General features: G+C 39.2%; 24 protein-coding genes and 1 tRNA gene. 12 read left to right on the top strand and 13 right to left on the bottom strand.

Features of this window, described 5'->3' with window-relative positions:
* Positions 1–3: 3 nt before the first annotated feature.
* Positions 4–77 (bottom strand) — tRNA-Ala (locus LGQ90_RS11875).
* Between the two features lie 61 nt (positions 78–138).
* On the opposite strand from LGQ90_RS11875, the gene LGQ90_RS11870 reads away from it, so the two are divergent.
* Positions 139–639: a GNAT family N-acetyltransferase gene (locus LGQ90_RS11870; RefSeq protein ID WP_229341313.1), complete on the top strand. Its 501-nt coding sequence runs from the start codon at positions 139–141 to the stop codon at positions 637–639.
* 53 nt (positions 640–692) lie between these two features.
* On the opposite strand, the gene LGQ90_RS11865 is transcribed toward LGQ90_RS11870, so the two are convergent.
* Both LGQ90_RS11865 and LGQ90_RS11860 read right to left on the bottom strand, forming a co-directional pair.
* Positions 693–2,432 (bottom strand): M14 family metallopeptidase, encoded by a 1,740-nt coding sequence (locus LGQ90_RS11865; protein WP_229341311.1) that lies wholly within the window; start codon positions 2,430–2,432, stop codon positions 693–695.
* Between the two features lie 11 nt (positions 2,433–2,443).
* Positions 2,444–4,063 (bottom strand): M14 family metallopeptidase, encoded by a 1,620-nt coding sequence (locus LGQ90_RS11860; protein ID WP_229341309.1) that lies wholly within the window; start codon positions 4,061–4,063, stop codon positions 2,444–2,446.
* A gap of 159 nt (positions 4,064–4,222) precedes the next feature.
* On the opposite strand from LGQ90_RS11860, the gene LGQ90_RS11855 reads away from it, so the two are divergent.
* The 3 genes from LGQ90_RS11855 (at position 4,223) to LGQ90_RS11845 (ending at position 6,719) form a co-directional block, all read left to right on the top strand.
* Positions 4,223–5,551, top strand: a complete 1,329-nt coding sequence (locus tag LGQ90_RS11855) for an MATE family efflux transporter (RefSeq protein ID WP_229341307.1) — start codon at positions 4,223–4,225, stop codon at positions 5,549–5,551.
* A 63-nt stretch (positions 5,552–5,614) separates the two neighbouring features.
* Positions 5,615–6,382, top strand: a complete 768-nt coding sequence (locus LGQ90_RS11850) for an enoyl-CoA hydratase/isomerase family protein (protein ID WP_229341305.1) — start codon at positions 5,615–5,617, stop codon at positions 6,380–6,382.
* 154 nt (positions 6,383–6,536) lie between these two features.
* On the top strand, positions 6,537–6,719 hold the full coding sequence (locus tag LGQ90_RS11845) for a hypothetical protein (RefSeq protein ID WP_229341303.1): 183 nt from the start codon (positions 6,537–6,539) through the stop codon (positions 6,717–6,719).
* Between the two features lie 110 nt (positions 6,720–6,829).
* On the opposite strand, the gene LGQ90_RS11840 is transcribed toward LGQ90_RS11845, so the two are convergent.
* Entirely contained in the window at positions 6,830–7,483 is a 654-nt protein-coding gene (locus LGQ90_RS11840) for a 2OG-Fe(II) oxygenase (protein WP_229341301.1), read from the bottom strand.
* A 99-nt stretch (positions 7,484–7,582) separates the two neighbouring features.
* On the opposite strand from LGQ90_RS11840, the gene LGQ90_RS11835 reads away from it, so the two are divergent.
* On the top strand, positions 7,583–8,035 hold the full coding sequence (locus LGQ90_RS11835) for a 6-pyruvoyl trahydropterin synthase family protein (RefSeq protein ID WP_229341300.1): 453 nt from the start codon (positions 7,583–7,585) through the stop codon (positions 8,033–8,035).
* Positions 8,036–8,498: 463 nt separating this feature from the next.
* Complete coding sequence (locus tag LGQ90_RS11830; protein WP_229341299.1) at positions 8,499–9,257, top strand: UDP-2,3-diacylglucosamine diphosphatase; 759 nt, start codon at positions 8,499–8,501, stop codon at positions 9,255–9,257.
* On the opposite strand, the gene recJ is transcribed toward LGQ90_RS11830, so the two are convergent.
* The 4 genes from recJ to LGQ90_RS11810 form a co-directional block, all read right to left on the bottom strand.
* On the bottom strand, positions 9,254–10,948 hold the full coding sequence (gene recJ / locus LGQ90_RS11825; protein ID WP_229341298.1) for a single-stranded-DNA-specific exonuclease RecJ: 1,695 nt from the start codon (positions 10,946–10,948) through the stop codon (positions 9,254–9,256). The two genes, LGQ90_RS11830 and recJ, sit on opposite strands and share 4 nt — an antisense overlap.
* A 65-nt stretch (positions 10,949–11,013) precedes the next feature.
* The gene (locus LGQ90_RS11820) at positions 11,014–11,580 is read right to left on the bottom strand and encodes a uracil-DNA glycosylase family protein (protein ID WP_229341297.1); all 567 of its coding nucleotides are present in this window, start codon (positions 11,578–11,580) and stop codon (positions 11,014–11,016) included.
* Positions 11,581–11,584: 4 nt separating this feature from the next.
* On the bottom strand, positions 11,585–12,256 hold the full coding sequence (rsmI, locus tag LGQ90_RS11815; RefSeq protein WP_229341296.1) for a 16S rRNA (cytidine(1402)-2'-O)-methyltransferase: 672 nt from the start codon (positions 12,254–12,256) through the stop codon (positions 11,585–11,587).
* 11 nt (positions 12,257–12,267) lie between these two features.
* Positions 12,268–13,044, bottom strand: a complete 777-nt coding sequence (locus LGQ90_RS11810; protein WP_229341294.1) for a hypothetical protein — start codon at positions 13,042–13,044, stop codon at positions 12,268–12,270.
* 101 nt (positions 13,045–13,145) lie between these two features.
* Between LGQ90_RS11810 and LGQ90_RS11805 the strand changes: the two genes are divergently transcribed.
* The 5 genes from LGQ90_RS11805 to LGQ90_RS11785 all read left to right on the top strand — a co-directional run bounded on the left by LGQ90_RS11805 (position 13,146) and on the right by LGQ90_RS11785 (position 18,819).
* Positions 13,146–13,793, top strand: coding sequence for a thymidine kinase (locus LGQ90_RS11805; protein WP_229341292.1), 648 nt, complete (start codon positions 13,146–13,148; stop codon positions 13,791–13,793).
* The gene (alr, locus tag LGQ90_RS11800; RefSeq protein ID WP_229341290.1) at positions 13,786–14,895 is read left to right on the top strand and encodes an alanine racemase; all 1,110 of its coding nucleotides are present in this window, start codon (positions 13,786–13,788) and stop codon (positions 14,893–14,895) included. Before LGQ90_RS11805 ends, alr begins: the two co-directional genes overlap by 8 nt.
* Positions 14,896–14,960: 65 nt before the next feature.
* Positions 14,961–15,389 (top strand): large conductance mechanosensitive channel protein MscL, encoded by a 429-nt coding sequence (mscL, locus tag LGQ90_RS11795; protein WP_229341289.1) that lies wholly within the window; start codon positions 14,961–14,963, stop codon positions 15,387–15,389.
* A gap of 186 nt (positions 15,390–15,575) precedes the next feature.
* The gene (locus LGQ90_RS11790; RefSeq protein WP_229341288.1) at positions 15,576–16,565 is read left to right on the top strand and encodes an aspartate-semialdehyde dehydrogenase; all 990 of its coding nucleotides are present in this window, start codon (positions 15,576–15,578) and stop codon (positions 16,563–16,565) included.
* 94 nt (positions 16,566–16,659) lie between these two features.
* Positions 16,660–18,819, top strand: coding sequence for a prolyl oligopeptidase family serine peptidase (locus LGQ90_RS11785; protein WP_229341287.1), 2,160 nt, complete (start codon positions 16,660–16,662; stop codon positions 18,817–18,819).
* Positions 18,820–18,878: 59 nt separating this feature from the next.
* Here LGQ90_RS11785 and LGQ90_RS11780 read toward each other — a convergent pair whose 3' ends face one another.
* Entirely contained in the window at positions 18,879–19,484 is a 606-nt protein-coding gene (locus LGQ90_RS11780) for an HAD family hydrolase (protein ID WP_229341286.1), read from the bottom strand.
* 107 nt (positions 19,485–19,591) lie between these two features.
* Here LGQ90_RS11780 and LGQ90_RS11775 point away from each other — a divergent pair, with 107 nt between their 5' ends.
* Positions 19,592–20,560, top strand: a complete 969-nt coding sequence (locus tag LGQ90_RS11775; RefSeq protein ID WP_229341284.1) for an ABC transporter ATP-binding protein — start codon at positions 19,592–19,594, stop codon at positions 20,558–20,560.
* Here LGQ90_RS11775 and LGQ90_RS11770 read toward each other — a convergent pair.
* From LGQ90_RS11770 to accC, 4 genes are all read right to left on the bottom strand, one after another.
* Positions 20,553–21,008 (bottom strand): GreA/GreB family elongation factor, encoded by a 456-nt coding sequence (locus tag LGQ90_RS11770; protein ID WP_229341282.1) that lies wholly within the window; start codon positions 21,006–21,008, stop codon positions 20,553–20,555. The two genes, LGQ90_RS11775 and LGQ90_RS11770, sit on opposite strands and share 8 nt — an antisense overlap.
* Positions 21,008–21,679, bottom strand: coding sequence for a monofunctional biosynthetic peptidoglycan transglycosylase (gene mtgA, locus LGQ90_RS11765; protein WP_229341281.1), 672 nt, complete (start codon positions 21,677–21,679; stop codon positions 21,008–21,010). Before mtgA ends, LGQ90_RS11770 begins: the two co-directional genes overlap by 1 nt.
* Entirely contained in the window at positions 21,676–22,797 is a 1,122-nt protein-coding gene (locus tag LGQ90_RS11760) for an NAD(P)/FAD-dependent oxidoreductase (protein ID WP_229341280.1), read from the bottom strand. Before LGQ90_RS11760 ends, mtgA begins: the two co-directional genes overlap by 4 nt.
* A 90-nt stretch (positions 22,798–22,887) precedes the next feature.
* Positions 22,888–24,240, bottom strand: coding sequence for an acetyl-CoA carboxylase biotin carboxylase subunit (gene accC / locus LGQ90_RS11755; protein WP_229341279.1), 1,353 nt, complete (start codon positions 24,238–24,240; stop codon positions 22,888–22,890).
* Between the last annotated feature and the right edge of the window lie 5 nt (positions 24,241–24,245).

The raw sequence follows: 24,245 nt of genomic DNA, 5'->3' as shown, positions 1-24,245 counted from the left end.
TTGTGGAGAATATCGGAGTCGAACCGATGACCTTTTGGCTGCCAGCCAAACGCTCTAGCCAGCTGAGCTAATCCCCCGGCTGGGAGCAAATGTAAGAATTTTTCCTAAATATGAAAATGTTTATTTTTTATATGCAAAATGATTAGAAAGGCCAAAATTACTGAACTACAGGAAATAAAGAACTTAACCGGGGCTTGTGCCACCGCAATGATAAAAAAAGATATTTTTCAATGGAATGAACACTATCCTTCCCGGGAAAAACTGCAAGAAGATATATTGAAAGATGAGCTGTATATCCTTGAAAAATCAGGAAATATTATCGGCATCATCGTAATTACTGAAATCATGGATGATGAGTATATTCCCATTAAATGGTTGAGTAAAACAAGCAACAATATCTATATACATCGCCTGGCCACACACCCTGATTTCTGGGGACAGGGCTACGGGCAACAACTCATGGATTTTGCAGAAAACAAAGCTAGCTCTGAAGGATTTGAATCGGTAAGACTGGATACTTTCAGCCAGAATGAACGTAATCAGCAATTCTATGAATCTAGAAGTTATAAAAGACTGGGAGATATCTATTTTCCCAAACAAAGTGAACATCCATTTTATTGCTATGAATTAGTGTTTTAGTAAAAATTAAAAGCCCTTCTTTAAATAAGGGCTTTTAATTTTTATTGACTAGTTTAACTCTCCCATTCTGCAATTCCGCCTTTGGCTGAATCTACTTTTAGAGAATAATTTCTCCCGCCCGAAATGATCCAGCGAACTTTCACTGTTTCCATCCCCGGTATATTATCCACCTTTATGGTTTCCGGGTTAACATCCTGCTCTTCTACCTTATTAAAATCTTCATCGTTTACTAACATTCCGGCAACCACATTGCTACCAGATATACTTACATAATCGGGTCGCTCAATATTATATTTCAAATCCTGGCTGGAATGTGTAGGCATTAATCTTTCGTTGTAAATTGTTGCCGTTACCTCTCTCAATCCGTTGCCCAGGTCTTTTTCTTTTACTTCGGTAATGCTAAGTTTTGGGGTGTGGTAAGCGTGATAAATAGTAAAAGCCATATTTCGATGAGCGTCCTGTTCCAGAAGGAAACCGGGATGCGCTCTGCCAAAATTCTTTTTGAATCCGCCAATTTCTATTTTACCATATTGGGGATGATCGTATTCCTGCCAGTCTACAAACGCATCACCAAAAGTGAGGTAACGATCGACTTTTAATTCTTCATCCTGATTTCCACGACCCTGATTTTCGTGAAAATACAGGTAAGAAACCATCAACTCATTAGAGTAGGTGTAAATCCCTCTTCCGCCGTAAAACCAATCTAATTCCCCTCCAAAAACAGAATATAGATCCTTGTACACTACCAAATAACGATAGCCTGGGATCATTTCTTCTCCTTTTTTAGCAATCGCATCATATATTTGTACATCTTCCCTATTGTATGTTTCAGCATCCTCTTCGGCCCCAGGCCCTCGAAGGATCATTCCACCGTAATTGTGATAACTCTGGGCTCCGGCTATATTAGGGTGCTTCATTACAAACTCCATGACTGCCCTGTTTTCAGGAAGACTGAAGGGATATTTATAAGCCCCGCGCTGAATATAGTCCGGTTGCCATTTCCAACCCCAGTCACGGTTGGGATCATAATAACCTATACCATCTTCATTGACTTCACCGTCGTCGTCTGTATCAATCCCTTCATAACCCAGCATTTCATATTCGCCTTTCTCTTCTGCCTCAACTCTAATAAGTTTACGCTCATCTCTTGGATCTTTTATGTAGCGACCAGTAGGTGATTTTCTTAACATCATGGTGATGTGATTATCCTTGTTGATATCATCAAAACCATCTTCGCCAGCTTCTCCATCGCCGTCATTGTCTAAAACGATCATACCGGAACGCGGCGAATGCGGGGTATTGGGTTCATTCATATAATCATTCCTTGCATCAGGATTGATACTGGGGTTTATATAAAAGGTCTTGTCTTTCAGTAATTCCTTAATGAAATCCAGCTCATCATACATTTCGGTAAGATACCAGGCCGTATATAGGGAGAATTCAGTCCCCTGAATTTCGTTGGAATGTATATTCCCATCAATATACATCGCCGGTTTTTTATTAGGGTTCCCCGTATTGAAATCTGAGATCGTGAGTACATAAATATCCCGGCCTTCATAGGATTTCCCAATGCTTTCCATTTTAGCTAAATCAGGGTGGGCTTTGGCTATTTTTTCCATGATATCCACCATTCCCTCATAAGTATAATACCTGTTCCAGCTCACCTGAACTTCAGGCATATGCGGTGTACCTATAGCTCTGAAAAATTTCTCCTGGGCATCGGCGGATGCGATATTCAGCAGAAAACTTAAAATTCCCAGAACGATGGTATTTTGTATGTTTTTTAAATTCATTTTTCTAAAAATTAAAGTTTTATATTCATCGTGGCAAAACCGGTATGAGGTGCCCCAATTCTTAAGGTCGCTGTGCCACCCCCTTTTACGATCCAGCTCAATGTTTGCTTTTCATAGGCCTCAAGTTTATCTACCAGTTTTATGATATTGCCCGCCAGAATATCTTTTTTATCCTTGCTTAATCTTATCTGAAGTTTTTGTAGCCAGCGCGATTTTTCACCCAATTCAGAATGTGTAGGCAGGGTTGAATTATTAAATAAATCAACCGTAATTCTTGTGAGCCCGCCGCCTAATTCTTCGGTTTTGAGATTGTGCAATTCCAGCTTAGGTTGCATTTCGGCAAGTTTGATGATAAAATCTGTATGATTTGAAGCGATGCTATCAGTCATTTCATATGGCGGATTGACCATCACAAAAGGTTTTAGTCCACCCACTTCCACTTTCTGATTTGGAAAATCGGGATGGTTTACTTCTGTCCAGGGAAGAAATACATCCTTTAAACCTTTTTTCTCCGCCCAGGCAAGGAAATTGGTTTCTGGGGATGGTTTAATTTTTCCATTAGAAACCGAATCGGTTTTTGCAGCATTATCAGCTTTCTCATCCTTCACCTCGGGCACCCACCAACCTGGTGTACTAAAACTAAGTCTCCCGAAGTGAAAATAAGCCCACTGAAAGAAATCCCCACCGGTACCCTGATTATCCTGGTTGTTAGCTTTTTGAGGAATAGTCTCTTTATAAATTTCAGAGATCATTTCATTAAGCTTCACATCCTTTTCCAACATCGAAGTAACCACTCGTTTTTCGGCTTCCGACTTATTATATTTCAAGGGAGTGCTTAGATTATTCGCAGGCCCGAAAGTTACAAATGCAAAAATATTCCAGCGCTCAAACAGGTAATCCAACAGAGCTCGACTTTCTCTTTGCGATACCGGAAAATCTCCGGCATAAGGCTCAAAATATGGGAATTTATAGGTCAAACTTTTATTGAAAGCGATCCCTTCTTCGGGATCTTCATTGAATTCCTTGTCTTTATCATTATCAATTCCTTCTGAATAAACCATATAGCGGTTGTCATCCCTTTTCGCTGTTTCATCGGCTTTTACCAATACCCGTGCATCGCTTTGATGCAGAACATGGTTTCCCATCGGGCTTTCCACGCGTAAAGAAGAGATCCAGCCGTCATTATTCAGGTCCTCATAAGAATCTTCACTAATTTCACCATCGCGATCCTGGTCCGCTTTTACTGAATTTCCTCTGCGCTCATATTTCATATTGCTGAAATATTGAGCATAAGCATCTGGCGACATATTCGGAAAAACATAAAAAGTTGTCTCATCTAAAATTTCTGAATGCTCCTCAAGTATTTTTTCAGAAACTTTAAGCGCGAGTTCCACGCTTAAAAGGTGATAGCCTTCCACACCGCCGGTGATTGCGATGGCGGGTTTATTTTCCATATCTCCTTTTCCCAGTTGAAGCGCCCAAATATCCTGGCCTCCTTCGGTTTTAGTGAGAGAAATTAGTTTTGCGTTTCCAGAAGCTGCCATTTGTTTAAGGCGTTGTTCCACCTGGCGATTAGTTGGATAATCTTGCTGGGCATAGCTGTTAAAAACATAGAAAATGCTTAACAGCATTAAACAGCGTAGTTTTAAATTCATAAGCTTTTATGGATTTTTTAATCTATTTATTCAAAAATAGGACTTTAATAATGCGAAGTGGTTTAATTTTTTTAAATATTTATTACTGAAAATGTGCTAATCCACGCCAGATCTTATTTTTATATTTGCCCAGTCTTGGAAACACCTGTAAGTTTTAAAAATATCAATAAGATCGCCATTCCGGCAATTATCGCCGGGATCGCCGAACCCCTTATTTCCCTTACCGATATTGCCGTTATAGGGAATGTAGAGGAGAATTCTATTGAGGCCCTGGCCGCTGCAGGGATCGTGGGTTCCTTTCTTTCAGCCATTATATGGATCGTAGCCCAGACAAAAACAGCAATTTCGGCAATTGTTTCGCAACATTTAGGAGCCAACAGGCTGCATGCGGTAAAAACACTTATTCCGCAGGCTATTTTTTTCAATTTTCTTTTCAGTCTGGTTATATATGCAACTACAGCTTATTTCGCTAAAGCGATTTTCGGTGCATATAACGCCGAAGGTTTGATACTCCAGTATTCTGAAGATTATTACCAGATCCGGGCTCTGGGTTATCCTTTAACACTGGTGACTTTTGCGATATTTGGTGTTTTTAGAGGATTACAAAATACATTGTGGGCAATGAAATGTAGCCTCGCCGGAGCCGCTGTAAACGTTGCGCTGGATTTTCTGCTGGTTTATGGAGTAGATGGCTTAATCCCTCCAATGCATCTTAAAGGGGCTGCATACGCTAGCCTTGCCGCCCAGGGAACCATGCTATTTATGGGTTTATGGTTCTTTTTTAAAAAAACCCCCTTTCATTTAAAATTGAGTTTTACAATCAATCCGAGAATGAAAGGACTTCTTCTTATGGCTGCGAATCTTTTTGTGCGGACTGCAGCATTAAATTTTGCTATTTACCTCGCCAACGCTTACGCTACAGGTTACGGAAAAAATTATATCGCGGCACAGAGTATTTTAATGAACATCTGGCTTTTCTTCAGCTTTTTTATAGATGGTTACGCCAATGCCGGAAATGCTATTGGTGGTAAACTCTTAGGAGCGATGGATTATAAGAATCTATGGGAGCTCAGTAAGAAAATCAGCAAATATGCAGTTTATATCGCCCTGATTTTAATGGCAATTTGTGCCCTGTTTTACGATGAAATAGGTTTGCTATTTAATAAAGAAACTAGTGTTCTGGCCTTATTTTCCTCGGTTTTCTGGATCGTGCTGTTAATGCAACCGGTAAATGCCATCGCCTTTATGTTCGACGGGATCTTTAAAGGTCTGGGGGAAGCAAAATATCTTCGAAATGTGCTTCTCGTGGCTACTTTTTTAGGTTTTACCCCTGCCCTGCTGATATCAGATTATTTCGGACTGGAGTTATACGGAATCTGGATCGCCTTTTTTGTCTGGATGCTTATTAGAAGTAGCACCCTGGTTATTTATTTCCGAAGAAAATATCTGCACAAGGAAGTTTAGATTCTGTTAAGTACTCCACTGCTTTCCTTCAATATCCTTAACTTTGATAAAAACTGAAAATTTATGACTACCAGCCGCGAGAACGGAAGTTTATATACCAATATTGAAAATAAGATTGCTACAATAGAATTTGGACACCCTGCGAGCAACTCATTTCCTTCGGTCCTTTTGGACAGACTGGAAAAAGAGATCAATAAATTATCTGAAGACGAGACGGTGAATGTAATTCTCTTAAAATCTGAAGGAGAAAAAGCATTTTGTGCCGGTGCGTCTTTTAATGAACTTATTGAAATTGATGATCTGCAAACTGGAAAAGAATTTTTTTCAGGTTTTGCCAGGGTGATCAATGCCATGAGAAAATGTAAAAAACTTATCGTGGGTCGCGTTCAGGGAAAAACTGTTGGTGGCGGTGTTGGATTGGTGGCGGCATGTGATTACGCGATGGCTACAGATGCTGCAGCGATCAAACTTTCCGAATTGAGTATAGGAATTGGTCCCTTCGTGATCGCGCCGGCTGTGGAACGGAAGATGGGTGTGGATGCATTAGCTGAATTAAGTCTTGCAGCGCACGAATGGAAGAATGCCTATTGGGCACAGGAAAAAGGTCTGTACGCCCGGGTATTTGAATCTATCAAAGATCTGGATAATGAAATAGAAATTTTTACCGAAAAACTGGCTTCTTATAATCCCCAGGCGCTTTTGGAAATGAAAAAGATCCTTTGGAAAAATACCGATCACTGGACTCAGCTTCTGGAAGAAAGAGCTGCAGTTTCAGGAGAATTGGTACTTTCAGACTTTACAAAGAATGCTTTAGCCAAATTTAAAAAGTAGATATGCTTTTTAGTTTAATCAGCAAAGTGAGTAAAACAAAGAAGGCCAGTGAGGATCTTGGTACTTTTCTGATTGAAAATATCTATCTTATAATTGGACTCATTATCGGAATAGTAGTAATTATTCTAATGAGAAAAACTTTTAACACAAAACCATGATGCAGGAACATTTACCAAAGGATAAGGACCCTAATGAAGTGCAGGAGTGGGGATGGACTATACAGGAGTTTGTAACTGAAAATTTCTGGTATTTACTGGCAATACTAGTATTGCTGGGTCTTTTCTTTTTTGCTCGTCATCGCTGGAACATAAGAAACCGAAGAAAATTTAAAAACTAATGGATCAGGATACCTGGGAATTTTTCAGCTTTTTAAGCGGAGTGGGATTTTGGCTAATTTTAGCCCTGATCCTTATTGGAGTGGTTCTATATAAAAAATTTCGAAAATAACTACCTGGTCTTAAGCCACCCGGTAATACTTAGGCGGGGAACCTTTACGGGTTTCACCTCATGTTCCAGTTCCTGGCTTTCAAAAATGACTACTCTCCCTGGAAAAGGAAAAATATTAATCTGCTCTTCTTTTCCATTTTCATGGGTATAAATAGCAAGTTCCCCCCCATTTTCAGGTTTCCAGTCTTCATTATTCAGGTAGCACACCATAGATAACTTTCTTCTTCCATCATTCTGAAAAGTATCTAAATGACGTTTATAAAAAGTGCCTTCTGGATAAAGTGCATAATGAAATTCTTTGGTTAGAATTCCCATAAAACAGGTTCTGTTCAGGTATTCAATCAGAGAATTGATCTTATTGAAGTAGGTTTTTTCCGCTTTTCCGGCTTCAGCCTCGTTGATCCAAAGAATAAAATCGCCGCGAATAGAACGCTCAATAACTTCGCTGGTCTTGTTCCCTATCGCTGCTTTTTTAAAATTATCCTCTTCATATTTCTCCAGTAAATTTTCTCGCAGAATATCCACCTCAGCAGTATCAAAGAAGTTATCGACGATACTGTACTTCTTTTCCAGAATATCCTGAATAATCTGCTCGTAAAGAGGATTCTCTTTAAATTTAATCTGTTCGAAAAGTTCCTGGTCTGTTTGCAGCATCACTTAAATAATTTCGCAAATATACTTCAGAAAGTAAATTGAAAACTGTTAAAATGTGGGCTTAAAAATTCAATTATCTTTGTAGCAAAATCTGCTGAAATGAGCAATATAAGAATCACTAAACAATTTTCATTTGAAACCGGTCATGCCCTTTATGGATACGACGGGAAATGCCGAAATGTACATGGTCACAGCTACAAGTTGAGTGTAACCGTAATTGGCAAACCTATTACAGACAGTGATCATGTGAAGTTTGGAATGGTGATAGATTTTGGAGATTTGAAAAAAATCGTGAAATCTGAGATCGTGGATCAATTTGATCATGCTACTGTTTTCAACAAAAACACACCACATCTGGAACTGGCCAATGAATTAAAAGATCGTGGACATCATGTGATCCTGGTGGAATACCAGCCTACGAGTGAAAATATGGTGATAGATTTCGCTAAAAAGATCAAAAAACACCTGCCTTCACACATCAGTTTATATTCATTAAAACTTCAGGAGACCGAAACTTCGTTTGCCGAGTGGTATGCGAGTGATAATAATTAGGGCGCAACCCTGTCGGGTCGGGCTATTCGCTTTTAGTCCCGATCGCTTATCAGCCATCGGGAGCTAACCGCTGCTATCCCTTGCGCAATTATAGTTATGCAGTTTGTAGTCGCAGTAGGCAGTTGAATTCTTTTAAGACTTTTAATTAATAAACTAGCCGCACTGAGCCTGTCGAAGTGCACTCTGTTGAATTCTTTAAGAACTTGTATTATTTGTCATTTCGACGAAGTTTAGCGAAGGAGAAATCTCTTGATTAAATCATATTTTAATTAGATCTCTCTCTCTGGTCGAAATGACATGCTAACAGAGCCTATGCTGGGATCTCTTATGCGTTCAGTAAAATCCTGAAATACGCTCAGGATGGCTAATTTTTGAAATAAAAATATCCAATTAAATTCGTCATTTCGATCCCGATTGCTATCGGGAGAGAAATCTCATATCTTTACCCTCGAACAAAGCATTTATGAACATCCCTCAAGGCAAAAAAATATATTTCTCCAGTGATAATCATCTTGGTGCTCCTACCATGGAAGAAAGCCGGGAGCGCGAAGCTGTTTTCGTAAAATGGCTGGATGAAATAAAAGAAGATGCCGCGGCTATTTTTTTGCTGGGAGACCTTTTTGATTTCTGGTTTGAATACAAACATGTGGTTCCAAAAGGATTTGTGCGGACTTTGGGAAAACTGGCCGAAATTAAAGACAGTGGAATCCCTGTGTATTTCTTCGTGGGGAACCATGATCTATGGATGAACGATTATTTTGAAAGTGAATTGAATATTCCTGTTTATCATCAACCAAAAGAATTCGAGTTCAACGGGAAAAAATTCCTTATTGGTCACGGCGATGGTCTCGGGCCCGGCGACGAAGGCTACAAACGAATGAAAAAGGTTTTTACCAATCCGCTTTCTAAATGGCTTTACAGGTGGTTACATCCCGATCTTGGAGTTCCGTTAGCACAATATTTTTCAGTAAAAAATAAAATGATCTCTGGAGTAGAAGATCAAAAGTTTCTCGGAGAAGACAAAGAATGGCTTATTCAGTATTGCAAAAGAAAACTGGAAACTGAACATTATGATTATTTTTTATTTGGTCACAGGCATCTGCCTTTAGAAATAGACCTTAATGGTAAATCTACTTATATCAACACCGGAGACTGGATAAGTCATTATACGTATGCCGAATTTGACGGAGAGGCATTAAACCTTAAAAAGCTTCGATCTTAAACACTCTCCCTAATATCTTTCAGCTTAAGCTGAATTTTAGTATTTCCATTCCAGGTATTTTCATCGAGACTATAGACGGCATCAAATTTTTTACCCTCTTTAATTATATCTAGTTTATCGCCAAGATTAAATCCTATCATATCAAATACTCGCCCGTTTTCCTCCTGTCTTACCTGGCTTTTTAAGTGCGTTTTATCTTCTCCCACGCATTTTCCGTAACCGGTATCTGTTAAACCTCGACTAATAAAGACGGGCGACATATTTCCAGGCCCATAAGGAGCGAACTGTTTTAAGATTCTATAGAATTTAGAGGTTATATCCTTTAACGAAAGTTCGGCATCTATGCTTATCTCGGGAGTTAGAAGAGCCCGATCTATAGTTTCTGAAACTACCTCCTCAAATTTTTGTTTGAAATTGAGATATTCTGATTCCAGAAGAGTTAAGCCTGCGGCATATTTATGACCTCCAAATTGCTCAATATGATCTTTACAGGCTTCCAGGGCTTCATAAACATCAAAACCTTTTACCGATCTTGCTGACGCTGCCAGCCTCTCTCCGCTTTTAGTGAAGACCAGCGTTGGACGATACCAGGTTTCTGTAAGCCTGGAAGCAACGATCCCAATTACTCCTTTATGCCAGTTTTCCTGGTATACCACCGAAGTAAGTCGCTCCTCTTCCTTAGACTTTATGATCTGCTGCTTCGCTTCCTCGGTGATCGTTTTATCAGCACTACGTCTGTCTGTATTATAAGCTTCAATTTCCTCAGCATATTTCTTTGAGATCGCTTCATCTTCCTCGGTAAGCAAATTTACAGCATGCAAACCATGTTTCATTCGTCCAGCTGCATTGATACGCGGAGCTACAATAAAAACAACATCGGTAATACTTACATTCTTTCTATCACCCAGAATACTTCTAATTCCTTTACGAGGAGCTACATTAATTACATACAGGCCATGATAGGCAAGAATTCGGTTCTCTCCCGTAATCGGCACAATATCGGCACCAATGGCAGTAGCAACGAGATCCAGATAAGGTAATAAAGTTTCCTCCGGTTCATTATTCTTTTGGGTAATTGCCTGAATAAGTTTAAAACCCACTCCACAACCACAAAGTTCATCATAGGGATAATTACAATCTTCACGTTTGGGATCTAATACCGCGATGGCATCGGGAATTTCACTTCCGGGACGATGGTGATCACAAATAACAAAATCGATTCCTTTTTTCTTTGCATAAGCAACTTTGTCTATGGCCTTTATTCCGCAATCCAGGGCAATAATAAGATGAATATCATTGTCTTCGGCATAATCAATACCCTGGTAGGAAACGCCATAACCTTCTTCATAACGATCTGGAATATAAGTGGTGACATTTGGATACCGGAATTTCAGAAATGAAGACATGAGTGCCACACTGGTGGTACCATCTACATCATAATCTCCATAAACCATGATATTTTCTTCATTTTCAATGGCACTTTCTATACGTTCTACAGCCTTTTCCATATCCTTCATTAGAAAAGGATCATGAAGATCCTTAAGCTCAGGGCGGAAGAATTTTTTAGCTTCTTCAAAAGAATTAATTCCCCGCTGAACAAGCAATTTTGCCACCGGAATACCAATTCCCAACTTATCTGCCAAAGCAGTCGTGGTAATAGGATCGGGTTTGGGTTTTAAGGTCCAGCGCATAGAATTTTATTGAAAAGGATTAATGCCGAAAATAGCAAAAAAACAAGTTACTGGAATTTAATTTTTCAGGTTAATATATCTGCAATTTTATGCTGAAGTTTTGGTACAACCTCGGCTTCAAACCAGGGATTTTTCATTCTCCAAAACCTGTTAACGGGTGAAGGGTGTGGAAGCGTCCAGAATTCAGGCAGGTATTCTTCATAATTCTGAACTTTTTCAGTAAGATTATTCTCTTTTCCCAGGTAATAATTCGCGGCATAAGAACCAATAACTAGTTTAAGCTGTACGTTCTCCATATCTTTCCAGACCGTCTCATGCCATAATGGAGCACATTCCTTTCTTGGAGGTAGGTCACCGGTCTTTGCTTTTCCGGGATAGCAAAAACCCATTGGGAGAATAGCAAAGTTTTCTACATTGTAAAAGGTTTTATTATTTACTCCCAGCCATTCTCTAAGTTTTTTGCCGCTCTGATCATTCCAGGCAATACCAGATTCATGAACTATACGTCCAGGTGCCTGGCTGATCAAAACGATCTTCGAATTTTTATTCGCCTCAATGATTGGTTTAGGACCTAAAGGAAGATGTTCCTTACAAACTCTGCAATCTCTTATTTCACATAACAGGTCTTCCAAAAGATCAGGATTTACCTTCTACTACAACTACGATCTCTCCTTTGGGAGGATTATCGGTATAATGCTGAAGCACTTCTGAAGCGGTTCCTCTAATAGTCTCCTCATGCATCTTGGTGATTTCCCGGGATACTGAAACCCTTCTGTCTTCGCCGAAATATTCGATAAAATGACCCAGCGTTTTCAGAAGTTTATGCGGTGATTCATAAAAAACCATGGTTCTGGTCTCTTCTGCCAGGATCTTTAAACGGGTTTGTCTTCCTTTCTTTACCGGAAGAAATCCCTCAAAAACAAATTTATCATTTGGTAGTCCGCTATTTACCAATGCTGGTACAAATGCCGTAGCCCCGGGAAGGCAATCTACCTCCACTCCAGCTTCCACACAGGCACGGGTTAACAAAAATCCCGGATCTGAAATGGCAGGAGTACCGGCATCGCTTATCAGGGCAACCGTTTCTCCGGCTTTGATCCTGGAGACGATATTATCTACGGTTTTATGCTCATTATGCATATGGTGACTATACATTTGAGTTTGGATCTCAAAATGCTTCAATAGTTTTCCGCTATTGCGTGTATCTTCAGCAAGAATTAGGTCAGCCTCCTTTAAAACTCTAAGCGCTCTAAAAGTAATATCCTCCAGGTTTCCAATAGGTGTTGGAACCAGAAATAATTTTCCCATAAATCAGGTTGCTATTTGCTGAATTTATTTTCAATATGAGCCATAAATCGCTCTTCATATACCTCTTTGCCTTCCCAGTTATTATAATCTGGTTTTACGACCTTATCTATAAATTTAATTGATTCTTCCAGGCTGGTGAAGGTGTTTAATTGCGAAAGAACCCGATTGTAATCGGCAGTATTTCCGTCAAAAAGATGCTTTATATAAGCAAGGCGCTCATTAAGACCAATATTGATTCCCTTCTTAAGGCGATCGTTCAAAGATCTTGGCTTGTTATTTTTTTCCACATGATTTACCGGCTCAAAATCTGGAAGATTATCATAGTCTACTCCAATATTCCTGAAATCTCTTTTATCCGGTTCCGGCTCTGCTGGTTTTGGCTTTGAAGCCTGAGGCTTTTGAGGCGCCTCATTGATATTGTTCATCATATGATCCACCTTTGCTGTTTCCGGCGGCATTTGAGCCACTATATCTTTGATTTTTTCTGTATTTGGTTCGGTAATGGCATCATAATCCTCATTATACTCGGTTCCATCAGGATAGAACTCATCGTAAAGATTATTCTGCTTTGTCACTTTAGGTTGAGGAACAGGTTCGGCTTTTTGTTCAGGTTTAGGTTCAGCTTCTTTCGTTTCTTCAGCCAGATATTTTTCAGTGAAAGCCAATACCGTAAGTTTTTCATAAAGATCTTTCGCCATTTCCTTCAGTTGTCCTGCATCCAATTTGCCTTTCTCATTGAGTATTTTTTCAGCAATTTGAACTAGGTCCGCTTCGATTTTCTTTTTCATAACTTTAATGATTCGCCCTGGTACAGGGTTGTATTTTTAATAAATTTGTTCCACCTTTATGCGAAAGAGGTATTTCCCCGTTTCGATTTGAAAAATACAAAATGTTTCTCGAAAATACAGTAAATCACGAAGAGCAATTTGGCTGGATTGAGGTTATTTGCGGCTCTATGTTTTCCGGAAAAACGGAAGAACTCATCCGTAGACTCAAACGTGCAAAATTTGCCAAGCAGAATGTTGAAATCTTCAAACCTGCTATAGATACTCGCTATGACGAGGAAATGGTAGTTTCGCATGATTCCAATGAAATACGTTCAACTCCCGTTCCCTCCGCCTCCAATATCAGATTACTTGCAGATGGATGTGATGTTGTAGGAATTGATGAAGCACAGTTTTTTGATGATGAGATCGTAACTGTTTGTAATGACCTTGCAAATCGAGGGGTTCGCGTAATTGTGGCCGGACTTGATATGGATTTTAAAGGAAATCCCTTTGGTCCCATGCCCAATTTAATGGCCACTGCAGAATATGTTACCAAAGTTCATGCGGTTTGTACCAGAACCGGGAATCTCGCGCAGTTCAGTTACCGAAAAGCCATTAACGACGATCTTGTCTTTCTTGGCGAAAATGAAGAATATGAACCTTTGAGCCGTGCCGCTTATTATAGAGCCATGTTACGGGAAAGAGTGAAGAAACTGGATGTGAAGGATGCAGAAGAGTTGAATCAAAAACCCAAACAAGAAAATGCCTGAAGCCAAAGAAACTGTTCTGGAAATTAATCTTGGAAACCTGGCTCATAATTATCGCTATTTAAGATCTAAAATAGACAAAGAGGTAAAATTCCTTTCCGTAGTAAAAGCACATGCTTACGGAAGTGATTCTGTAGCGATCGCTAAAAAACTGGAAGAATTAGGCACCGATTATTTCGCAGTGGCTTATGTGGAAGAAGGCGTCCGCCTAAGAGAAAATGGCATTACTAAACCAATTCTGGTATTACATCCTCAATACACCCACTTTGAACAGATCATTGAAAACTGTCTTGAACCTAATCTTTACAGTGAGAAAACATTAAGGTCTTTTATTTCTATCGCTGAAAAACTCAATCAGAAAAATTATCCCGTTCATATTAAGCTGAATACCGGGCTAAATCGTTTAGGTTTTGATCAGCCTGAAATTTCTAAAGTAAAAGAACTAATTGCAAATACTTCAACTTTAAAGATTGCATCGGTATTTTCACACCTGGCCGCAAGCGAGGACTGGCAGGAAAGAGATTTTACCGTAGGCCAGATAGATCTTTTCAGAAAAATGAGCTGGGAACTTATCCAGGATCTCGATCATGAACCATTACTTCATATTTGCAATACTTCAGGTCTTATAAATTACCCGAAAGCAGCCTTTAGCATGGTTAGAACCGGAATAGGACTTTATGGATACGGTAATGATAAAACCGTAGATCCTTACCTAAAGCCGGTTGTAACATTAAAGACCATTATTTCGCAGATAAGAAAACTGGATAAAGGAGCCACAGTAGGCTATAATCGCGCCTATAAAATTGAAAAGCCCTCAAAGATCGCGACTTTGCCTGTTGGACATGCCGATGGGATTAACCGGATCTATGGAAAAGAAAAAGCAGGGGTTATTGTAAATGGTAAATACGCCCCTATTGTTGGAAATGTTTGCATGGATATTATCATGATAGATGTCACCGGAATAGATTGCGAAGAGGGGGACGAAGTGATCATCTTTGGCGGACCTCAGCACCCTGTAAAATTTGCGGAAGCAGGCGGAACCATTTCCTACGAACTGATCACGGGAATTCAGCGACGGGTGACCAGAAAAATTATTCCAGAATAGACTACTGCACGCCGGTTAATTTTTTTTCTCTAAATTAGGACTCAACTAACCCTTAATACTTTTATATGAGTTTCTTTTCAGATTTCAAGACCTTCCTGTTTCAGAAAGATATAGTGATGCTGGCCACTGCCGTTGTAATTGGTGCAGCCTTCAATAAGATCGTAACTTCTGTAGTAAACGATGTAATTATGCCTCTTATTGGAGTATTTACCGGCGGAATAGACTTTTCTCAAAAATTCATATCACTCGATGGCCGGGCCTACGAATCTCTGGATGCAGCAAAAGAAGCTGAAGCCGCGGTGCTCACCTATGGTAATCTTATACAGGCAATTATCTATTTTATTATCATTGGGTTTTTTATATTTTTGGTTCTGAGATCTTATGAGAAGACCAAGAAAAAAGAAAATGTTGAGGAGGCTCCGGCACCAAAAGGACCAACTCAGGAAGAGATCCTTCTCGAAATAAGAGACGAATTAAGAAAAAAGAATATTTAAGAAGTACGCTTACCGCTACACTATTCATTTTTAATCATAAACCCCCGGAATACCGGGGGTCTTTTTTAACAAAATTGGTAAATGCGTATAAATTTTTATAATCAAAATAATTTTTTTGTTCTAAACACCCTAGGTTAATTAGCAACTAATACCTTTGCAGTCAAATTTTTAAAAGTATCCTGTAATATGAAAGTAGCTGTTGTTGGAGCCACCGGAATGGTGGGAAGCGTAATGCTAAAAGTGCTGGAAGAAAGAAATTTTCCACTTACTGAACTTATCCCCGTAGCCTCAGAAAGATCTGTAGGTAAAAAGATAGTTTTTGCGAATAAGGAATATGAAATCGTTGGTCTGGAGAAAGCTGTTTCTATGAAACCTGAGATCGCTATATTTTCAGCAGGAGGAGATACTTCGCTGGAATGGGCGCCCAGGTTTGCAGAAGTTGGCACCACAGTTATCGATAATTCTTCGGCCTGGAGAATGAATCCCGAGAATAAACTGGTGATCCCGGAAATCAATGCCAATCTTCTAAGCAAAACAGATAAGATCATTGCGAATCCAAACTGTTCCACTATTCAATTATTAATGGCCCTAAAGCCTTTGCACGATAAATACAGTATTAAACGTGTAGTGGTATCTACCTATCAGTCAATTACCGGAACTGGAGTAAAAGCTGTGCAGCAACTGGAAAATGAATATGCAGGGGAGAGTGGTGAAATGGCCTATCCTTATCCAATTCATAGAAATGCATTGCCGCATTGTGATGTTTTTCAGGATAATGGATATACCAAGGAGGAAATGAAACTTAGTAACGAAACCAAAAAAATACTTGGGGACGATTCAGTAAACGTAACTGCTACCGCTATAAGAATTCCTGTGGTTGGCGGACATTCAGAATCTGTAAATATCGAATTCAACAAAGAATTTGACGAGGGTGAAGTAAGAAAATTACTAAGCGATTTCCCGGGCATCACAGTTCAGGATAATCCCGCAGTAAACACATATCCCATGCCTATTTATGCGGAAGGAAAAGATGACGTATTTGTGGGAAGGATACGAAGGGATTATTCACAGCCAAATACTTTAAATATGTGGATCGTTGCCGATAATTTACGAAAGGGTGCGGCCACCAACGCAGTTCAAATTGCTGAATATCTTATTGAAAACAAGCTCGTATAGATATTTTCAATATATCAATAAATATAAATGCCTGAAGGAATGTAACTTTCAGGCTTTTTTTATACTTATTTTATGCAAATTAGAAACTTACCTTATGAGAAAAATGCTTACCATGGTCATCGCTGCAGGTTTATTAACCGCCTGTAACGATGACAATAAAAAAACTGAAACTACTGCCTTGAATTATCCAGAAACTAAAAAAGTAGACACCGTAACCGATTATTTCGGAACTGAAGTAAAAGATCCATATCGCTGGCTGGAGAACGATCGCAGTGAAGAAACCGAAAATTGGGTGCAGGCGGAAAATAAAGTCACTTTCAATTATCTTGAAAATATCTCTTATCGAAATAAGCTGAAAGAAAGACTTACCGAGCTTTGGGATTATGAAAAATTGAGCGCTCCTTTTACCGAAGGAGAATACATCTATTTCTTTAAAAACGATGGTTTACAGAACCAGAGTGTGATGTACAGAAAAAAAGGTGAAGACGGAGATGCGGAAGTTTTCCTTGATCCAAATAAATTCAGCGAAGATGGAACTACCTCGCTTGGTGGGTTGAGCTTTTCTAAAGATGGAAGTAAACTTGCCTATGCAATTTCAGAAGGAGGAAGCGACTGGAGAAAGATAATCGTTATGAATGCTGAAAATAATGAGATCCTTGGAGATACTATTCGGGATGTGAAGTTCAGCGGAATGTCCTGGAAAGGAAATGATGGTTTCTACTATTCCAGCTATGATAAACCTGACGGAAGTGAACTTTCTGCAAAAACAGATCAGCACAAATTATACTACCACAAATTAGGTACAGCCCAGTCTGAAGATAAAGTGATCTTTGGAGATAGCGCTGATCAAAAACATAGATATGTTGGTGGAGGTGTAACTGAAGATGATCGTTATCTTACTATTTCTGCAAGGAATTCAACTTCCGGCGGAAAGTTATTTTTAATGGATCTTACTCAGAAAGATCCAGAATTGATAACCATCCTCGATAATGAAGATTCTGATACCGATCTGCTTTTTAATGAAGGAAGTAAATTATTTCTTGTTACCAACCTTGATGCACCAAATAAAAAAGTTGTAAGCGTGGATGCTTCCAATCCAACCCCAGAGAATTGGGAGGATTTTATTCCGGAAACCGAAAATGTATTAAGCGCTTCTACCGCTGGTGGAGATTTCTTTGCTGAATATATGGTAGATGCAATTTCTCAGGTTAAGCAGTATGATGCTGAAGGAAAATTGATCCGTGAAGTGGAACTTCCAGGGATTGGTTCAGCGGGAGGATTCGGTGCCAAGAAAGAAGATGATGTTCTATATTATTCCTTTACTAACTATGTGACCCCGGGAACTATTTATAAATATAATATCGAGGAAGGTAAATCTGAAGTTTACAATAAACCTAATATCGATTTTAATCCTGAAAACTACGAGAGTAAGCAGGTGTTCTATAATTCAAAGGATGGAACGAAAGTTCCCATGATCATTACCTACAAAAAAGGAACTGAACTAAATGGTAAGAATCCAACGATCCTTTACGGTTATGGTGGATTTAACGTTAGTCTGACTCCTGGATTTAGTACTGCCATGAGCGTATGGCTGGAGCAGGGAGGTATTTATGCGGTTCCTAACCTAAGAGGTGGTGGAGAATATGGTAAAAAATGGCATAATGCCGGGACAAAACTGAAAAAACAGAATGTTTTTGATGATTTTATAGCCGCTGCAGAATATTTAATCGAAAATAAGTATACCTCCAGCGATTACTTAGCGATTCGTGGTGGTTCTAACGGGGGATTACTGGTTGGAGCAACCATGACCCAGCGTCCAGATCTTATGAAAGTGGCATTACCAGCAGTTGGAGTGATGGACATGCTAAGATATCATACATTCACCGCCGGAGCAGGCTGGGCTTATGATTATGGAACTTCCGAGGATGATAAGGAAATGTTCAATTATTTACTTGATTATTCACCTGTTCATAATGTGAAAGAAGGAGTTGAATACCCTGCGACAATGGTAACTACCGGAGACCATGATGATCGCGTGGTGCCTGCGCATTCATTCAAATTTGCTGCGGAATTACAGGAAAAACAAGCCGGAAATGAACCGGTATTGATCAGGATTGAAACAAAAGCAGGTCATGGTGCCGGGAAACCGACCAGCATGATCATCGAAGAATATGCCGATATCTTTGGTTTTACCTTATACAATATGGGTTACGAAAGTTTGCCTAATAATGTAAACAAGAAGGTAAAAGGATAACCTGATAAAAACCTCTTTACAATATCAACCCTTCTGAAACAGATTTTCAGAAGGGTTTTTTAATGCTTTTCAGACTCTGTTACCAATTCCAACTTATCATCATTTAGAAAATATCCTTTTTCCGCATTAAAAAGAATTTCTTCTTTATCATCTGAATATGCTTCTATAATTTGATAATTCCCATTGGTATCTTCTCCGAGTCTTTTTAACTTTTCCTGGTCATTACAGGCTTTACCGATCACTTTATAATTTCCGTTCTCATATTCGGTCCTTGTTCCCAGGATTTTTACCGGCAATAATTCTTCCAGATATTTAGTATACACCTCAAACCCGCCCGTGATGACATATACTTTAATCCCGGCATCATGAAATTTTTTGATATCATCTATCATATAGCTTCTAAACTTCTCAGGATATTCCATGTCCCAGAACTGCCGGGCATATTTTTTTACAGTTTGAGGATCCAGACCTTTTAAATAATTATAGAAATTTTCCTTGAATTCAGTTTTTGTGATCAACCTCAACTTGCCCATAAATTTATACCATCCAAGTTCGATTAGGTTTAGAATCTTGTAATTCCTTTTATAGCAAATGAACTTGAAGAATTCATCCTTGGACGATTCCCTATAAAGCGTTTTATTGAGATCATAAACGACAACTTTCAAAATGCTGGAATTTTAATTCCCCTAAAGTTGATAAAAACTGCTGATATTGTTTGTTGTTATTAGGTTAAAATGTACTTTATTTCAAGTATTTAATCCTGTATTCAATTATGCTGAAACTTCAAAATGTTAGCTTCTCTTATGGCAAAGAGCCTGTACTTAAGAATATTAATTTCACGCTGGAAAAAGGTGAAAATATTTCTGTTATAGGGCAGAGCGGATGCGGGAAAAGCACTTTATTGAAACTGGTTTACGGATTGCTGCATACCGATGGCAAGATCTTTTGGGGCGATAAAGAACTATTGGGTCCGAATTTTAACCTGGTTCCCGGTGAAGCTTTTATAAAATATCTCGCTCAGGATTTTGACCTGATGCTGCCTTTAACCGCTGCAGAAAATGTTGGTAAACATCTAAGCAATTTCTATCCCGTGAAAAAGAAACGAAGAATTAAGGAATTGCTAGAGGTGGTGGAAATGGAAGATCTTGCCGATAAAAAAGCAAAATTACTGAGTGGTGGGCAACAACAACGGATTGCACTGGCAAGAGCCCTGGCAAGAGAACCTGAAATAATCTTACTGGACGAACCTTTTAGCCATATAGATCATTTCAGAAAGAATAATCTAAGAAGACGGCTTTTTTCATATCTAAAGGAAAAGAATATTACCTGTATTATTGCCACGCACGACAGCACCGATGCTTTATCTTTTGCAGACCGCACTTTCGTTCTAAAGAACTCTCATATTTATGCCGAAGGAACGCCCGAAGAATTATATCAAAATCCGCCAAACAAATATGTTGCATCCCTTTTTGGGGATGTGAATTATGTGATGCTGAAGAATATCAGTGATAATGAATCGAGCCGAAAAAGAGTGGTACTGTATCCCCACGATATTAAGATCACCAGTTCTTCAAACGTCGAAGCTGAAGTACAAAGAGTCTATTTTAAGGGAGAAAATTACCTTATCGAAGCAAATTTAAACGGAGAGAAAATTCTTATTGACCATACAAAAGAAATCGCCCCCGGGAAAAAGATCAAGCTGAAAGTTTCAGACTCGCTCATTCAACAACGTCTTAAATAACATTCAGAATTTCAAATTCCTTAGCGTTCATTTTGAACTGATCTCCTTTTTCTTTCCCAAGAAGTTGTTGAGCAATCGGTGCTTTTACACCTACAGCATAATACTTTTTATTACCTACTTTGATCTCAGCCGCGGGAATAGAAATAAAATAACTGGCAGCCTCTGTAAAAACAATACTTCCCAAAATCACTTTTTCTGAAGACCTGTGATCTTCAATCCTTTTTAAAATTTGTGCTAAGCGATCATATTCATTTAGCTGAACGGTCAATTTATTCCATTCAATATTGATCATTTCACGGCCTGTTTCATATTTATCACCGGCACTGCTTTTAGACTCATTTTCGAGATCTTCTTTTAGACCAGCCATCGCATTTTTAACCACAGAAATCTTCTTATTGAGATATTCCCTGCAGGCTGCCATAAGTTCATTACGCATCAAGTCTTCCATTAATCCAACATGAATTTACCATAATTACGCATCTGTCTTACGATCCAATTCTTTCTTCCCTGGATAAAGCCGGAAGCAGGATTGGCTCTATATTCCCTTGGATTGGGCAATACCGCAGCAATCGCAGCAGCTTCGTAAGGACCAAGATCTGAGGCATTCTTTTTGAACCAATATTGGGAGGCAGCCTGAGCTCCATAGACCCCTTTTCCCATTTCAATACTATTAAGATAAACTTCCAGGATTCGCTCTTTGCTCCAAATGATCTCAATCAAAAAAGTGAAATATGCTTCAAGGCCTTTCCTAAACCAGGTTCTGCCAGGCCATAGAAAAACATTTTTTGCTGTTTGCTGAGAGATGGTTGATGCGCCTCTAATTTTTCTTCCGGACCTGTTATCTTCCATCGCCTTCTCTATTGCTTTAAAATCGAATCCACTATGATTGGCGAAATTCTGATCTTCACTTGCTATTACGGCTAACTGAAGATGTCTCGAAATATCTTCCATAGGAACCCAGTCATGTTCTATCGGCTCGTCAGGGTTTTCAAAATATCTTATGGCCATGAGGGGGGTAAAAGGTACGGGTACCCATTTATATACAACCACGATAAAAATACTAAATAGGAAAAGCCCCAGCAGGACCTTAAAAATGAATCTGAAGAATTTTTTAATCATGATTTTAATGCTAGATCTGCTATTTCTTTACCTACAAGACTTCCAATGGCAATTCCCATTCCGCCGAGCCGAACACCACAGTAGACGTGATTACTTATTTGATTGATAATTGGCTTTTTTTGAGCTCCTACTCCCATAATTCCACTCCAGGATTGCTGGATCTCAAATTCAGTTTCACGTAAAACACAGGTTTTTAGAAGTTCTTTCAGTCTATTCTGAATTAGATCGGTTAAGCCAATCTCATCGGTTTCTTCGGTTTGAAAATCCAAATTCCTACCACCCCCAAATAAAACCCTGTCCCCAATATTACGGAAATAATAATAGCCTTTATCCAGATGAAATGTTCCTTTAAATGGAATATTTTTAATGGGTTTGGTAATTAGAACCTGAGCCCTGGCTGGTTTTACCTGATCTATTCCCAGTCTTGCAGCAAAACCATTGGTTGCAATAATGAGCTTTTTCGCATGTAGATCAAATTTATTCGTTATAACTGAAATAAATTTTTCCGATTCTTTATAAGATTCAACTTCCACTCCATTCAGAATTCGAATACCGCTACCAACAGCCTTTTCAACAAGCCTGGCCATCATCTTTCCTGTATCTATCTGAGCCTCAAATTTGTTATAGACCAGTTTGGGCTGGATATTCCAGAATCCAAACTTATTTTCTGAAATTTCAAATACATCTTCCGCAAAAATTGGCCTTAGTAATTCATTTACCTCGGGGATCCTTTTAAGACATTCCTCGTATAATTCCTTATCGGATTCCGTAAATAATTCATAACCGCCCAGATTTTGATAATCGATAAATTCATCACCAAGATTCTTCCGAAGTAATTCAAGGCCTTCTGTTCGCATCTTAACCAGTTTTGCGACTTCCCCTTGCGAATGATTAGTAAGATCTTCCAGGATCTCCGAAATACTCCCGAAACAGGCGAAACCAGCATTTTTTGTGCTTGCCCCCTCTGGCAACATCCCTTTTTCGAGAATTATAACTTTTGAATTGGGCTTTTGCTCTTTAATTCTTAGCGCACAATTAAGTCCGGTGATTCCGCTGCCAATAATACAATAATCAATATCAGAGAACCAGGAGTCGGTTTCCCAAAAGGAGAAATTCATAGGTTAATATTTTCTATGGCTGAAAATACAAAAAACCTCACAGGTTTCTGGAACCTGTGAGGTCTATATAAATTAAAAAGGATTTACTTTTTAAGCTTCTTCTTTAGGATTCATCTTGAAATCCTCCATGAATTTCGTCGTGTAATTACCTTCAATATAATCTGGATGATCCATCAATTGGCGATGGAATGGAATAGTAGTTTTAACACCCTCAATTACAAATTCATCCAACGCCCGTTTCATTTTGTTGATCGCTTCTTCCCGCGTTTGAGCTGTGGTGATCAACTTAGCGATCATAGAATCATAGTTTGGCGGAATGGTATAGCCACTGTAAACATGAGTATCTATACGAATCCCGTGACCTCCCGGTGCATGTAAATTCGTGATCATACCTGGCGAAGGCCTGAAATTATGATACGGATCTTCTGCATTTATTCTACATTCTATAGAATGCAGTTGAGGAAAATAGTTCTTCCCGGAGATCGGCACCCCAGCAGCCACAAGGATCTGCTCTCGAATAAGATCATAATCAATAACCTGTTCTGTAATTGGGTGTTCTACCTGTATACGCGTATTCATTTCCATGAAGTAGAAATTCCTGTGCTTATCTACAAGAAATTCAACCGTACCGGCTCCTTCATATTTAATATATTCTGCTGCTTTCACAGCTGCATCTCCCATTTTCTTACGGAGTGTATCCGTCATAAATGGAGAAGGGGTTTCTTCAGTTAACTTCTGGTGACGACGTTGTATAGAACAATCCCTTTCTGAAAGGTGACATGCCTTACCACTGCTGTCTCCAACGATCTGTATCTCTATATGGCGAGGCTCTTCAATAAGCTTCTCCATATACATACCATCATTTCCAAAAGAGGCATCGGCTTCTTTTCTGGCAGATTCCCAGGCCGGTTCAAGCTCTTCTTCTTTCCAGACTGCGCGCATTCCCTTACCTCCACCACCGGCGGTGGCTTTCAGCATTACGGGAAATCCCATATCTTTTGCCAGTTTCAGGCACTCTTTATAATCTTTTATAATTCCTTCAGATCCCGGAACACAAGGTACGCCGGCAGCTCTCATCGTAGCTTTGGCAGTTGCCTTATCTCCCATTTTTGAGATCATCTCTGGAGAAGCACCGATAAACTTGATCTCGTGCTCTTCACATATTTTTGAAAATTTCGCATTTTCAGAAAGGAATCCGTATCCCGGATGTATAGCGTCTGCATTTGTAATTTCTGCAGCTGCAATGATATTTGATATTTTAAGGTAAGAAAGGTTACTGGGTGCAGGACCTATACAAACGGCTTCATCAGCAAATCTTACATGCAGACTTTCTGCATCTGCCGTAGAATACACTGCCACCGTTTTAATACCCATTTCTTTACAGGTACGAATCACGCGTAAAGCGATCTCCCCTCTGTTGGCAATTAATATTTTTTTAAACATACCTA

This window comes from Christiangramia sediminis (assembly GCF_020552705.1).
In the GTDB taxonomy this organism is placed as follows: domain Bacteria; phylum Bacteroidota; class Bacteroidia; order Flavobacteriales; family Flavobacteriaceae; genus Christiangramia; species Christiangramia sediminis.
This window is presented reverse-complemented; position numbering and strand designations above follow the sequence as displayed.